The 14,695-nt window shown below is 65.6% G+C and carries 11 protein-coding genes and 1 riboswitch; all 11 genes read left to right on the forward strand.

The window, feature by feature from the left end:
• Positions 1-51 precede the first annotated feature (51 nt).
• Positions 52-831 (forward strand): SDR family oxidoreductase, encoded by a 780-nt coding sequence (locus AD89_RS0110195; RefSeq protein ID WP_025778535.1) that lies wholly within the window; start codon positions 52-54, stop codon positions 829-831.
• The gene (locus AD89_RS0110200; RefSeq protein WP_025778536.1) at positions 828-2,087 is read left to right on the forward strand and encodes an acyl-CoA dehydrogenase family protein; all 1,260 of its coding nucleotides are present in this window, start codon (positions 828-830) and stop codon (positions 2,085-2,087) included. The genes AD89_RS0110195 and AD89_RS0110200 overlap by 4 nt, the downstream gene beginning before the upstream one ends.
• Entirely contained in the window at positions 2,084-3,166 is a 1,083-nt protein-coding gene (locus AD89_RS0110205; protein ID WP_025778538.1) for a phosphotransferase family protein, read from the forward strand. Before AD89_RS0110200 ends, AD89_RS0110205 begins: the two co-directional genes overlap by 4 nt.
• Before the next feature lie 91 nt (positions 3,167-3,257).
• Positions 3,258-4,547, forward strand: coding sequence for an MFS transporter (locus AD89_RS0110210; protein ID WP_051505199.1), 1,290 nt, complete (start codon positions 3,258-3,260; stop codon positions 4,545-4,547).
• Between the two features lie 303 nt (positions 4,548-4,850).
• A riboswitch (glycine riboswitch) is annotated at positions 4,851-4,965 on the forward strand.
• A gap of 98 nt (positions 4,966-5,063) precedes the next feature.
• Positions 5,064-7,997: an aminomethyl-transferring glycine dehydrogenase gene (gene gcvP, locus AD89_RS0110215; protein ID WP_025778542.1), complete on the forward strand. Its 2,934-nt coding sequence runs from the start codon at positions 5,064-5,066 to the stop codon at positions 7,995-7,997.
• Positions 7,997-9,259, forward strand: a complete 1,263-nt coding sequence (locus AD89_RS0110220; RefSeq protein ID WP_025778544.1) for a glycine cleavage system aminomethyltransferase GcvT — start codon at positions 7,997-7,999, stop codon at positions 9,257-9,259. Before gcvP ends, AD89_RS0110220 begins: the two co-directional genes overlap by 1 nt.
• Positions 9,260-9,367: 108 nt before the next feature.
• Positions 9,368-9,766, forward strand: coding sequence for a glycine cleavage system protein GcvH (gene gcvH / locus AD89_RS0110225; RefSeq protein WP_025778548.1), 399 nt, complete (start codon positions 9,368-9,370; stop codon positions 9,764-9,766).
• 150 nt (positions 9,767-9,916) lie between these two features.
• The gene (locus AD89_RS0110230) at positions 9,917-11,386 is read left to right on the forward strand and encodes an L-serine ammonia-lyase (protein ID WP_025778550.1); all 1,470 of its coding nucleotides are present in this window, start codon (positions 9,917-9,919) and stop codon (positions 11,384-11,386) included.
• 670 nt (positions 11,387-12,056) lie between these two features.
• Positions 12,057-12,452, forward strand: coding sequence for a diaminobutyrate acetyltransferase (gene ectA / locus AD89_RS0110235; protein WP_231488576.1), 396 nt, complete (start codon positions 12,057-12,059; stop codon positions 12,450-12,452).
• 163 nt (positions 12,453-12,615) lie between these two features.
• A complete protein-coding gene (ectB, locus tag AD89_RS0110240; protein WP_025778554.1) occupies positions 12,616-13,920 on the forward strand; it encodes a diaminobutyrate--2-oxoglutarate transaminase in 1,305 nt (434 codons plus the stop codon).
• A gap of 171 nt (positions 13,921-14,091) precedes the next feature.
• A complete protein-coding gene (locus AD89_RS0110245) occupies positions 14,092-14,499 on the forward strand; it encodes an ectoine synthase (RefSeq protein ID WP_025778555.1) in 408 nt (135 codons plus the stop codon).
• Positions 14,500-14,695: the final 196 nt, after the last annotated feature.

Below are 14,695 nucleotides of genomic sequence, written 5' to 3' on the forward strand. Positions count from 1 at the left end.
GTCACCGAGGCGGTCAGATCCACAGACCACAACGCAACACAGGAGAAACACATGAGCGAAGCATCGTTCGGACGCCGTTTCGAGGGTCAGGTCGCCCTCGTCACGGGATCGAGCCGCGGAATCGGCCTCGGCATCGCCCGGAGACTGCAGGCCGAAGGCGCCACCGTCGTCCTCACCGCACGCAAGCCCGAACCGCTGGCCGAGACCGTCGCCGAATTCCCCGAGGACACTGCGATCGGCATCGCCGGCAAGGCCGATGATCCGACTCACCGCGACGAAGTCTTCGACACTATCGCGAGGAAGTACGGTCGCCTCGACGTGCTCGTCACGAACGTCGGCATCAACCCGGTCTACGGTGACACTGTCGACATCGAGCTCGATGCCGCCCGCAAGATCCTCGAAGTCAACGTCCTCGGCACTCTGGCCTGGATCCAGGGGGCCGTCCATCACGAGGGACTGAAGTTCCGGGAGAACAAGGGTCGGATCCTGTCCATCTCCTCGGTCGCCGGACAGAACCCCAGCGAAGGCATCGGCATGTACGGCGTCTCGAAGGCCGCCGTGGCCCACCTCGTGAAGACCCTCGCCGTCGAACTCGGACCCGATATCCGCGTCAACGGAATCGCCCCTGCTGTCGTCAAGACCCGGTTCGCCACCGCGCTCTACGAAGGCAGAGAAGCCGAAGTCACCGCCGCCTATCCGGCCGGCCGGCTCGGCACTCCCGAGGACATCGGCGCAGCTGCGGCCTACCTTACGTCGTCCGACTCCGACTGGATCACCGCCCAGATCCTCACCGCCGACGGCGGACTCATCACAGCAGGAGGCACAGCATGAGCCACATTCCAGCAGACGTCGAAGAGCTGCGCCAGCGCACACGCACCTTCATCCGCGACGTGGTCATGCCCGCCGAGCCCCATCCCGGAGACTACCTCGACGAAGCGGTCCTGACCGACCTCAAGGGCAAAGCCAAGGAGGCCGGAGTCTTCGCTCCACACGTGCCCACCGAGTGGGGCGGCCAGGGCGTGCCGATCGAATTCTGGTCCCCGGTGTTCCAGGAGGCAGGATACTCGCCGATCGGGCCCGCCGTTCTCAACTGCATGGCACCCGATGAGGGCAATATGCACATGCTCGCCCAGATCGCCACGCAGGAGCAGAAGGAGCGGTTCCTCGCCCCGCTGGCCGCCGGCGACGTCCGCTCGTCGTTCGCCATGACCGAACCACATCCGGGCACCGGCTCCGACCCGTCGGCGCTGGCGACCCGCGCGGTCAAGGACGGCGACGACTGGGTCATCAACGGAGACAAGCGCTTCATCTCCGGCGCCGAACTGTGCAGCTTCTTCATCGTCATGGCCGCCACCGACCCCGAAGAGACGGCCGCGACAACAGATGGCTCCGGCTCGGCCCAGGCCCGCAAGGGCCAGGCCGCCACGATGTTCCTCGTACCCAAGGACACCCCGGGCGTCAGCGTCGGACGGCCGATCCACACAGTCGACCGCACGATCGCCGGCGGCCACCCCTACGTCCACTTCGACGACGTTCGCGTCCCCGCCTCGGCGATCCTCGGCGAACCCGGCAAGGGATTCGCCTACGCTCAGGTCCGCCTGGCCCCCGCCCGACTCACGCACTGCATGCGGTGGTTGGGGCTGGCCCGCCGCGCACTGGACACGGCACTCGACCGTGCCGAGCACCGTGAGGCCTTCGGCGACATCCTGGCACGTCAGGGGCTCGCCCAGGAGCTCATCGCGCAGTCGGTCATCGACATCGAGACCTCGGACGCGATGATCACGAAGACTTCCGAGGTGCTCGCCACCGATGCGAAGGAAGCGAACTCGCGATCGTCGATCGCGAAGGTCTACTGCTCCGAAGCCGTCTACCGTGTCATCGACCGCGCCATCCAGATCACCGGCGGGGACGGAGTCTCCGACCAGCTGCCGCTGATCCAGTACCTCAACGACGTCCGCCCGTTCCGCATCTACGACGGCGCCACCGAGACGCACAAGTTCGCGATCTCCCGTCGTGCCTCATCGAAGCGGCGCAAGGAAGTCGCTGCGGGAGCTCCCCGCCTCGACATCGTGGGGGAGGCCCGGTGACCGAGAAGCTCGTCGACGTCGTCGACACCGCCGCCGAGGCGCGCGCCCTGACCACTCCGCCGCTGCTCATCGTCGACGTCATCACCGACTACCTCGACGAACACGGGCTGGGCTCCGGCCCCGTCCGCTGGGACCGCATTGGCGAGGGCCAGTCGAACGTGACTTTCCGCATCCGCCGCGACGACATCGACGTGGTGCTGCGCCGTGGGCCGCGCCCCCCTATCCCGAAATCGACCCACGACATGGTCCGCGAGGCGAAGATCCAGAAGGTCCTCGGCGCCCAAGGCGTGGCCGTGCCGACCATCCTCCATGTCTGCGAGGACGAGTCCGTGCTCGGTGTGCCCTTCTACATCATGGATTTCGTGCCGGGCACCGTGGTCACCGACACCCTGCCCGATTTCCTCGCCGAGGCGGCCGACCGGCGAGCTCTGAGCGAAGCCCTCGTCGACCGCCTCGTCGACCTCCACTCGGTCGACGTCACCGTTCCCGAAGTAGCCGCGCTTGGTCGACCGGACGGATACCTGGAGCGCCAGGTGAAGCTGTTCGCCTCCCTCTGGGAGAAGAACACTCAACGGTCGCTGCCCCAGGTCAGCCGCCTCGGTGGGTGGTTGGCCGCGAACATTCCGGCCACTCAGCGTCACGCGGTCGTCCATGGCGACTACCGTGCCGGCAACGCGATGATCGCGTCCTCGACGCCGGTCGAGGTCGCAGCGATCCTCGACTGGGAGATGTCGACCCTGGGCGATCCGCTCGCCGACCTCGGCTACTTCCTCGTCACCTACACCGACCGCGAGCATCCGCGCACGGTCATGGACCTCACCCCGGTCACGGCGGGGGAGGGGTTCCTCACCCGTTCCGAACTCGCCGAGCGCTACCAGCGGAAGACGGCCCTCGATCTGTCCGTGTTGCCCTGGTACGAGGCCTTCGCGCTGTGGAAGGCCGCGATCTTCAGCGAAGCCATCTACACCAGATGGCTCAACGGAGAGGCGCCGTCGGCCGGTGACTTCACCGGCAGCCTCGAGACCGGGGTCCCCGAACTTTTCGCAGCCGCCGAAGCCATCGCCGCCACCGTCGTGTGACGGCGAGCGAGATAGGAGTATCCGCACCACCGAGCACCATCCCAGAGATATACAGCACTACCACCTCCAACAAAGCAGTGGAAAGGAAGCCATGACCGACACGATCGCAGAGACAAAGGTGCCTCTGCAGCTGAAACGGCGATCCGTCGTTGCGAGCACCATCGGCAATATCCTCGAATGGTACGAGTGGAGCGCCTACGCGGTGTTCACGCCGTTCATCGCGGCCGCCATGTTCAACAGTGAGGACCCGGTCTCCTCCGTCCTCGCAACCCTCGGCGTCTTCGCTGTAGGGTTCCTCATGAGACCCCTGGGCGGCATCGTGTTCGGCAAGATCGCCGATGTGAAGGGGCGCAAGTTCGTTCTCATCGTCACGATGCTCATCATGGCAGGCGGTTCGTTCCTCATCGCCGTCCTGCCCACCTACGGACAGATCGGCGTCTTCGCCTCACTGATCCTCCTCCTCATCCGAGTGGCACAGGGCTTCGCCCACGGCGGAGAGTCGGCAACGGCGAACTCCTATATCGCTGAGATCGCTCCGGCCCACAGACGCGGTTTCTGGGGCTCCATCGTCTTCGTCGCCATCTTCGGCGGTTCGGTGGTCGCCTACACGATCGGGGGCGTAATCACGAATGTCTTCTCCGAGGCGGCGGTTTCCGATTGGGCATGGAGGATTCCGTTCGCGCTCGGCGGTCTGCTCGCGCTCGTTGCGCTGTGGATGCGGCGCGGAATGGTCGAAAGCGATGTCTTCGAATCCGATGAAGCGGAAGACGTTGTCGACCCGACCCCGCTGGATCGCGGCCGTGTGGCTCGTGCGATCGTCCTCGTCGTGCTCATGACCTCGGGTATCACTGCGGCTCACTACACCTGGACGTCGTACGCGTCGACCTTGGCGATCACCGAGCGCGGTATGGATGCGCAGACCGCCTACTGGGCGACCGTCGGTGCGCAGATCATCGCACTCGCGTCGCTGCCCTTCTGGGGATTCCTCTCCGACCGGATCGGTCGTCGGCCGGTGCTCATCGGATTCGGAGTGCTCATGGCGATCCTGCAGTATCCGCTCATGGGCATGATCACGGACACCGGCTGGACGTTGTTCGTTGCGTCGACGCTGGCACTGCTCGTGGTCTCGATGGCAGGAGCCTTGCTGTCGGCAGTCCTGTCCGAGGCCTTCCCGACGAAGGTCCGCACCCAAGGAATCGGGTTTGCATACTCAGTCTCTGTGGCTGTGTTCGGTGGAACGGCACCGTATCTCAACGGACTGTTCAACTCGCTTGACCTCAGCTGGCTCTCCAGCGGCTGGGTGGTCCTGCTCTGCCTGGCAACGATCGTCGCCGTGGTCAAGCTGCCCGAGACCAAGGGCAAAGACCTCAACGCGATCTGAACATCGCAGCGGGACGGGAGCGCCGCCTCGGGGAGGGCGATCCTGAACTGACCGCACAGAATATGGGTCGCTATCGGATACTTCTGAGCAAGCAGAGTATCCGATAGCGACCTATTTCTGCATCAGAGTCACAGGAGAGCTGCCGCGGGGAGCTGGGCCTCGCAGCGGTCCGACGAGCGGTCACGGCGAGAGGGCCAGCAGGAGGTTTGTCGGGGGTGATTTCATTCACTAGAATCGGAGGCGCAGTCTCAGCCGGGGCCACCGAGGCCCACTTGGCTGTGCACATAACTTCATACGCCGCTAAGACAAGACGTGGGAGAGCTGCCGCTGTCAGGCCGAATCGAGCCGGACACCGAGCAGCGCCGTAGGTGCAATTCCCTCCCCGGGAAACTCTCAGGCCCAGTACCACCGATTGCAGGCATATCTGAAGGACTCCGGTCCGACAGATCGGGGAGGACACTCAGCGAACGCTGCGTCCTCCCATCGGTGGACGCGACACCGACCCTAGGACGGCAATTGACCAGTTCACTCGCCCATACGACGCAGGCAACAGGGGACACCGCGCGCCCCTTCTCCGACCGCCACATCGGCCCCCGCGCCGACGACGCCCGGGCCATGCTCGCCGAACTCGGCTATGACTCCCTGGAAGCACTCTCATCCGCTGCCGTCCCGGAATCCATCCAGAACGACGAACTCAACCTGGCCGCGGGCCGCTCCGAATTCGACGTGCTGAACGATCTGCGCGATCTCGCCTCACAGAACGTCATGCGCACCCAGCTCATCGGCCAGGGCTACTACGACACCATCACCCCGGCCGTCATCCGCCGCAACCTGGTCGAGAACCCCGCCTGGTACACCGCCTACACCCCCTACCAGCCCGAGATCTCCCAGGGCCGACTCGAAGCGCTGCTGAACTTCCAGCAGGTCGTCCAGGACCTCACCGGCCTCGACATCGCCAATGCCTCCCTCCTCGATGAAGCCACAGCCGTCGCCGAGGCGGTCCTGCTCATGCGTCGCGCCGTGAAGAAGGGGACAACCGTCGTCCTCGACTCCGAACTCCACCCGCAGACCATCGCCGTCGTCCGCGCCCGTGCCAAGGCCATGGACTTCCGCGTCACCGTCGCCGACCTCGCCGAAGGACTCGTCGGCGAAGACATCTTCGGCATCGTCTGCGCCCAGCCCGGCACCACCGGCGCCATCCGCGACTTCACCGAGGCCGTCGACGGCGCGCATGACCGCGGGGCGCTCGTGACCTTCGACGCCGACCTGCTGGCCCTGACCCTGCTCAAGGACTGCGCCTCCCAAGGTGCGGACATCGCCGTCGGCTCGGCCCAGCGCTTCGGTGTGCCCCTGTTCTTCGGCGGCCCCCACGCCGGTTTCATGGCCGTGAAGTCCGGACTCCAGCGTCAGCTGCCCGGCCGCCTCGTCGGAGTGTCCAAGGATGCCCAGGGCAAGCCCGGCTACCGCTTGGCCCTGCAGACCCGCGAACAGCACATCCGCCGCCAGAAGGCGACATCGAACATCTGCACCGCGCAGGCGCTGCTCGCCAACGTCGCCTCCATGTACGCCGTCTACCACGGCCCCATCGGCCTGACCCGCATCGCCTCCCGCGTCCACCGCCTCGCGCACGCGTTCGCCGGTGCCGCGGACACAGCTCCCGGCGCCGAGGTTCTCACCTGGGATTTCTTCGACACCGTCGCACTGCGCGTCGCCGATGCCGAAGCCGCCCGCTACGTCGCCGACCAGGCCGGATTCAACATCCGCGTCATCGACGACACCACCGTCGGCGTCTCCTTCGGCGAACCCCACACCGTCGCCGATGCCAACGGTCTGCTCGAAGCCCTCGGCATCATCGCCCGGGTCGACGCGGACGACTTCGAAGCCGCCTCGGCGGGGACCTTCGGAGCCAACGCCGTGCCGGAGCCCGCATACGATGCGAAGTTCCACCGGGACACCGAATTCCTCACCCACCCCGTCTTCAGCGCCCACGGCTCCGAGACCTCGATGATGCGCTACCTGCGCACCCTGGCCGACCGTGACCTCGCACTCGACCGGACGATGATTCCGCTGGGCTCGTGCACGATGAAGCTCAACGCCGCCGCCGAGATGGAACCCATCACCTGGCCGGAATTCGCCTCCATCCACCCCTTCGCCCCGGCCGAGCAGACCCAGGGCTGGCGCGCACTCATCGGCCGCCTCGAGGACTCGCTGACCGAGGTCACCGGCTACGACCGCGTGTCCCTGCAGCCCAACGCCGGCTCGCAGGGTGAGCTGGCCGGACTGCTCGCCATCCGCGCTTATCACGTGGCGAACGGCGACGACGCCCGCACCGTCGTGCTCATCCCGCAGTCCGCTCACGGTACGAACGCCGCCTCAGCAGTGCTCGCCGGACTCCAGGTCCAGGTCGTCGGCACCGCCGATGACGGATCCGTGGACATGAACGACCTCGATGCGAAGATCGCCAAGCACGAAGGTGCGATCGCCGGCATCATGATCACCTACCCGTCGACCCACGGTGTGTTCGAACCGCAGATCCGCGAGGTCTGCGACAAGGTCCACGCCGCCGGCGGCCAGGTCTACGTCGACGGTGCGAACCTCAACGCCATGGTCGGACTCGCCAAGCCCGGCGAATTCGGCGGTGACGTCTCCCACCTCAACCTGCACAAGACCTTCTGCATCCCCCACGGAGGAGGCGGACCCGGAGTCGGCCCCGTCGCGGTGCGCGAACACCTCGCCCCGTACCTGCCCGGCGATGCCACGCTGCCGGAACTCGTCGCCGGCGACCCGGAGGCCATGGAGCTGCCGATCTCCGCATCGATGTTCGGCTCCGCAGGAGTCCTGCCCATCAGCTTCGCCTACCTCGAACTCATGGGCGCCGAAGGACTGCGCGAAGCCTCGCGGGCCGCCCTGCTGGGGGCGAACTACCTGGCGAAGAAGCTCGGCGACGTCTTCCCCATCCTCTACTCGGGTGAGAACGGACTCGTCGGCCACGAAACGATCCTCGACCTCCGCGCGATCACCTCGGCGACGGGAGTCACCGCCGAGGACGTCTGCAAGCGCCTGATCGACTTCGGCTTCCACGCCCCGACCCTGGCCTTCCCTGTGCCCGGCACCCTCATGGTCGAACCCACCGAGTCCGAGGACAAGGACGAACTCGACCGCTTCATCGAGGCCATGCGCACCATCCGCGCCGAGATCGACGAGATCGGCAATTCGTATACCTACGAAGAGTCGCCGCTGGCCCTCGCGCCGCACCCGGCGACCGTGGTGATGGACGACTGGGACGGCAAGTACAGCCGCGAGACCGCGGTGTTCCCCGTTCCCGGACTGCGCCACACGAAGTACTTCCCGCCGGTCAGCCGCATCGACGGAGCCTACGGCGACCGCAACCTGGTGTGCTCCTGCCCGCCGCCAGAGGCCTTCGAAGAGTTCGAGGAAGAGGACAAGTGATGACCGACACCACCGGAAACACACCCAAAGAGACTCCACTGCACAGCATCCACGCCGAGCTCGGTGCCTCGTTCACCGACTTCGGCGGGTGGGACATGCCGCTGAAGTACGGTTCGGAACTGGCCGAACACCGTGCAGTGCGTGAGGCCGCCGGCCTCTTCGACCTCTCGCATATGGGTGAGGTGCGCATCAGCGGAACCGACGCCGCCGCCTTCCTCGACTACGCACTGGTTGCGAAGTACTCGAAGATGAAGATCGGCAAGGCCAAGTACGGAGTCATCGTCAACGAGGCCGGCGGCCTCCTCGACGACCTCATCACCTACCGCATCGGTGAGGAAGAGTTCCTCATCGTCCCCAACGCCTCGAACACACCCACTGTGGTCGCAGCGCTGAAGGACCGCGTGCACCAGTTCGTGCAGACCGTCGCCCCCGGCTCAGATGTGCACCTGACCGATGAGTCCGATGCCACCGCGCTCATCGCCGTGCAGGGCCCGAACTCGGAGGCGATCATCCTGCGCGCCCTCGACGAGTCCGGCCACGGCGAATTCGGACCCCGCACCGGTGCCGACGACCAGGCGAAGGCCCAGGTCACCGACGATGCCAACGGGGGAGCCACCTCGGCGGGGGATGCGAAGATCACCATCGGTCGGGCGGTGCGCGAACTGGGGTACTACGCGTGGATGCCGCTGACGATCGCAGGGATCGACCTCATGCTCGCCCGCACCGGATACACCGGTGAGGACGGGTTCGAGCTCTACGTCCCGAACATCGGCGCCACCCGCCTGTGGAACACGCTCGTGACCTCGGGCGCCGACTACGGACTCGTGCCCTGTGGACTGGCCGCGCGCGATTCGCTGCGGCTCGAAGCCGGGATGCCGCTCTACGGCAACGAACTCGATGAGAACACCACCCCGTTCGACGCGGGGCTGGGCCGGATGATCGGGTTCAAGACTAAGGACGAGTTCTTCGCCCGCGAGGCTCTGGCGAAACTCGGTGAGACCGAACCGCCGCGCGTGCTCGTCGGCCTGAGTTCGGAGGGGCGCCGTGCCGCCCGCTCCGGAGCCGCCGTGTCGATCGACGGCGCCGAGGTCGGCACCGTCACCTCCGGTCAGCCCTCACCGACGCTCGGCCACCCGATCGCCCTGGCCTACATCGACCGGGACCGCGCCGAGGTGGGCACCGCCGTGACCGTGGACATCCGCGGCAAGGCGCACGACTTCACCGTCGTCGAACTGCCGTTCTACAAGCGCCAGGCCCACTGAGGCTCACCCAAAGTTCATCCGGACGGGACCGGTGACTCGTAGACTGGTCCCATCCGGCACAACAACGTCGTGACCGTCGCTTGCCGGCAGTCACAGTAAGGAAGACAGATGGCACAGCTGCCCCCGCTCCCGCAGAACTTCACCTACTCCGCCGAACACGAATGGGTCGACGGCGCGGCCGATGAGCTCGTCGGCAAGACCGTCAAGGTCGGCATCACCGCCGTCGCCGCCGATGCCCTCGGCGAGGTCGTCTACGTCGACCTGCCCGAGGTCGGCGACACCATCACCGCAGGTGAGACCTGCGGCGAGGTCGAGTCCACGAAGTCCGTGTCCGATCTCTACACCCCGGTGACCGGCGAGGTCGTCACCATCAACGAGGCGGCCGTGGACTCACCCGGACTGCTCAACTCCGACCCCTACGGCGAGGGTTGGCTGTTCGAGGTCGCCGTGACCGAGGTCGGCGAAGTCATGGACGCCGCCGCCTACGCCGAGGCGAACTCTCTCTGAGCCTCAGCCTCCGGGCGGAGTACACAAACCCTGAAGCGGGGTCGGCCGAGGTCGGTGCCGACACATCGTCGGCATCGGCACGCCATGCACGTGAGTGCACGGCTGTTCGGTCGGCCCCGTCGTCATCTCATCAGAAACGAAGTGATTGCCATGCCATTGAGTGTCTTCGACCTCTTCACGGTCGGCATCGGACCGTCGAGCTCCCACACCGTCGGGCCGATGCGTGCCGGCGCGAGCTTCATCGACCTCCTCGGGGAAACACTTGGATCCGTGGCGGATCTGCGCGTCGACGTGTTCGGCTCCCTGGCCGCCACCGGCGCCGGCCACGGGACCTTCGACGCCATCCTCATCGGTCTCGAGGGCTGCCGACCCGATCTCATCGAAGCCAATGAACTCACCGCCCGCCGGACGCGGATGTCCGAGACCGGGACGATCATCCTCGGCGACTCGACCGGCAACGGCGTCGAGCTCACGTTCACCGAGGATGACATGGTCAAACGACCGCTGACCGTGCTGCCGCGCCACACGAATGCCATGACCGTGACCGCCTATGACGCCGCCGGGGAAACGCTGGCCGAGGAAACGTACTACTCCGTCGGCGGCGGATTCGTGACCTCGGAGACCGAATTCCTCGAGAAAGAGAAGACCGCCGAGGCTGGTGACGACGGCGGCGGTGCCGAGTTCGCGGTGGCGGACTCTGTCGTCGATGCCGAACTCGAGTCCTACGACGACGAGCTGCCCTATCCTTTCCACTCCGGTGTCGAGCTGCTTCAACGCTGCCGCGAGAACGACCTGTCGATCGCCGAGATCATGCACGCCAACGAACTGTCGATGCGTGACGAGGACGAGATCCGGCACGGCCTGCTCCACATCTACTCGGTGATGGAGGAATGCGCTTCGGCATCCCTCGACCGCTCGGGTTATCTGCCCGGAGGGCTCAAGGTCCGCCGCCGCGCACACGACTGGTACCTCAAGCTCAAGGCCGAGGACCCCGACCGGGACCCCGGCTACTACCTCGAATGGGTCAACCTCATCGCGATGGCCGTCAACGAGGAGAACGCCTCGGGCGGCCGCGTCGTCACCGCGCCGACGAATGGGGCGGCCGGCATCATCCCCGCCGTGCTGCACTATGCGCTCAACTACGTTCCCGCGGTGGTGGAAGGCGGCGAGTCCGCGAAGCACCGGGCCATCGTCGACTTCCTGCTCACCGCGGCGGCCGTCGGCGTCCTGTACAAGGAGCGGGCGTCGATCTCCGGCGCCGAGGTGGGCTGTCAGGGTGAGGTCGGATCCGCCTCGTCGATGGCCGCCGGGGGACTGGCCGCCGTGATGGGCGGGACGCCCGAGCAAGTGGAGAACGCCGCCGAGATCGCGATGGAGCACAACCTCGGCCTGACCTGCGATCCGATCTCCGGACTCGTGCAGGTGCCGTGCATCGAACGCAATGCAATCGCCGCTGGCAAGGCCATCAACGCCTCCCGCATGGCACTGTGGGGTGACGGCCAGCACCGGGTCAGCCTCGACGAGGTGATCGAGACGATGCGCCAGACCGGTGCGGACATGTCCTCGAAGTACAAGGAGACAGCGATGGGCGGCCTCGCCGTCAACGTCGTCGAGTGCTGAGGCGGGTGCGTCTTGGGGTGTGGGGCTGGCAGCCCGCGGGGATTACCTGACTGTGAACCAGTCGCCCACCTAACCACCAGCCGCCTGCCTAGTGGCCAGCCGTCTGCCTGCCCGCCGGCCGCCTGCCCTCGAAGAATAGGTCGCTATCGGATACTTTCAGCGCTGAAAAGTATCCGATAGCGACCTACATTTGCGTGCAGGCATCCGAAAGCGACCACATTTCGCGCTACCCATCGCGCTGCCCAGGCGACCTGATCTCCGAAACCAACGCGAAGCCGCTCACAGGGCCTCGGATACCCTGCGGACCAACAGGCCTCCTTGCTGTCCCAATTCAGGTGAAGTGACATGGAACACGTGGAACCCTTGTTCCAACGCCGCGAAAATGTAACGAAACGATAACGAACCTCTGGCGCGGTATGAGCGCGAAGAAGCGCCCCGACGCATCCCAGAGATGCCATGGGGAAAGTCGGGTCTGTTACATGTCGGCAGGCCGGGGGCAGCGTTGTGAAAGTGGCCCGGAATCGACGGTTTCGAGGTTGACGCTCATTCTCATCCCGCTAGGTTTGTTGGCGTGATTAACGCACTCGCTGAACCGAAGACGCAAATCGACGTCCGGACTCCTGAGCTGGAGGACGGGCAACATCTATGGCGGCTCGCGAAAGACACAGCCGTGCTCGATCTGAACTCCTCGTACTCGTACCTGCTGTGGTGCCGTGACTTCGCGGACACCTCGGTGATCGCACGGATCGGCGGAGAGCCCGCCGGCTTCGTCACCGGCTACACCCGTCCGGAGAATCCGGACACCCTGATGATCTGGCAGGTCGCCGTCGACGAGAACTTCCGCGGACACGGACTCGCATCGACCATGCTCAACGAGCTGGCCGACCGTACCGGTGCTCTGAGGATGGAGACGACCATCACCGATGACAATGCGGCGTCCAACCGTCTGTTCCAGACGTTCGCGGAGAAGCGCGGGGCCGGTTTCGACCGTCGCCCGCTGTTCACCCCGGACCTCTACCCGGACGGCCACGACACCGAGTACCTCTACGAGATCGCACCCCTGTAACGAGCCCCACCCCGGCGCCGCGCGGACCCCTGCTGCAAGGGAGCGGACGCGCCAGGTGCCAGGAGGCGGAAGAGGTCGCCCGCAATAAGCGGCGGCGGCCACCGCCTTAAGCGACTGCATCCGATGCAGACGCACAACTTTGGAAGTCGAAAGGACTCAAGTCATGACTGAAAGCGCCAAGCCCACACCAACTGACAAGCCCGACATCTTCGAAACTCGCGAATCAGCGGTTCGCAGCTACTGCCGTTCCTGGCCGGCGACCTTCGCCCGGTCGCAGGGCGCCAAGCAGTGGGACGAAGACGGCAACGAATTCCTCGACTTCTTCTCCGGTGCCGGTGCACTCAACTACGGCCACAACAACCCGGCCGTGATCAACCCGCTGATCGAATACCTGCAGTCGGGTGCCGTGCTCCACTCGATGGACATGAAGACCCCGGCCAAGCGTGAGTTCCTGCAGACCTTCCAGGACCTCATCCTCAAGCCGCGCGGACTCGACTACTCCGTCATGTTCCCCGGGCCGACGGGCACCAACACCGTCGAGGCGGCTCTCAAGCTCGCCCGCAAGGTGACCGGACGTCAGCACATGCTCTCGTTCACCAACGCGTTCCACGGTATGACGCTGGGATCGCTGTCGGTGACCGGCAACTCGATGAAGCGAGAAGGCGCAGGCATCCCGCTGACCAACAGCTCGAAGATTCCCTATGACGACTACTTCGACGGCGAGGTGCCCGACTTCCTGTGGCTGGAGAAGGTCCTCGCGGACTCCGGCTCGGGCGTCGACAAGCCTGCCGCCGTCATCGTCGAGACCGTGCAGGGCGAGGGCGGACTCCGTGCCGCTCGCGCCGAATGGCTGCGCGCTCTGTCCGATCTGTGCAAGAAGCACGACATCCTCCTCATCGTCGATGACGTGCAGGCCGGCTGCGGCCGCACCGGCTCGTTCTTCAGCTTCGAAGAGGCTGGCATCGAGCCCGACATCGTCTGCCTGTCGAAGTCGATCTCCGGTTCGGGTCTGCCGCTGGCACTGACTCTGTTCCGTCCCGAGCTCGACGTCTGGGAGCCCGGCGAGCACAACGGCACCTTCCGCGGAAACAACCCCGCGTTCGTCACCGCGACCGCCGCCATCAAGACCTTCTGGGCCGACAATGAGTTCCAGAATCAGCTTGCCGATACCATCGCCGCGCTGCACCAGCGCCTCGACGGAATCGTCGAGAAGGCCGAAGGTGCTTCGATCCGCGGGCGCGGCCTGCTGGCCGGGCTGTGCTTCGAGGACCTCGAGGTGGCCGAGAAGGTTGCCGCTTACGCCTTCGAGAACGGTCTCCTGCTCGAGACCTCGGGCGCCGATGACGAAGTCATCAAGATCATGCCGCCGCTGACGATCGACTCGCGCGATCTGCAGGCGGGTCTGGACATCATCGAGGCCGGAGTGGCCAAATTCGCTCCCGCCGCAGCCACGGCCGCACTGGCCTGACCCACCTCTGCCGGGCCGGCGTCGCAGCTGTGGCGCCGGCCTGAGCTTTGGGCGGAATCGAGCTCACCTGTTCGATCGTCCACCCGGGCCGAGGGACGCCGTTGATGTGCGACGGACGTCCGCGGCCCACCCCCTGAACACTTTCACCGACCTTTTGCGAAAGGACCACAGATGTACGTAGTCAACCGCGATGACCTCAACGACACCGACCGCGATGTGAAGTCCGAGACCTGGCGCTCACGCCGCATGGTGCTCGGCAAGGAGCGCGTCGGATTCTCGTTCCACGACACCGTGATCTACGCCGGAACCACCTCGACGTTCCACTACCAGAACCACGTCGAAGCCGTGTACTGCGTGCAGGGCAAGGGAACGCTGACCGACCTGGAGACCGGGAAGGAATACCCGCTCCACGATGGCGTCATGTACCTGCTCGACGGAAACGAGAAGCACACCGTCGTGGCCGAGGAAGAGCTGCGCATGGCCTGCGTGTTCAACCCGCCGGTCACCGGTCGCGAGGTTCACGACGAGAACGGCGTGTACCCGCTCATCCTCGAGGATGAAGCAGCACCTGCGAACTGATTGAGTTCCCCTTGAAGGCTGAGTCGGCGAAAGCCGACTGAGCTTCACTCGCCGAGGCGGCCCGAGCATTGCGCTCGGGCCGCCTTTTCGCTTGTGGTTGAGGCTTCCGGGTGAACGGCACCATTGAGCGGGGGCCGGATGGACTGCAGGTGTGATAATCTTCGGCCATACAACTTTCAAGTTCGTGACTTCTCGT

Origin of the sequence: Brevibacterium sp. VCM10 (genome assembly GCF_000583215.1) — a bacterium.
In the GTDB taxonomy this organism is placed as follows: domain Bacteria; phylum Actinomycetota; class Actinomycetes; order Actinomycetales; family Brevibacteriaceae; genus Brevibacterium; species Brevibacterium linens.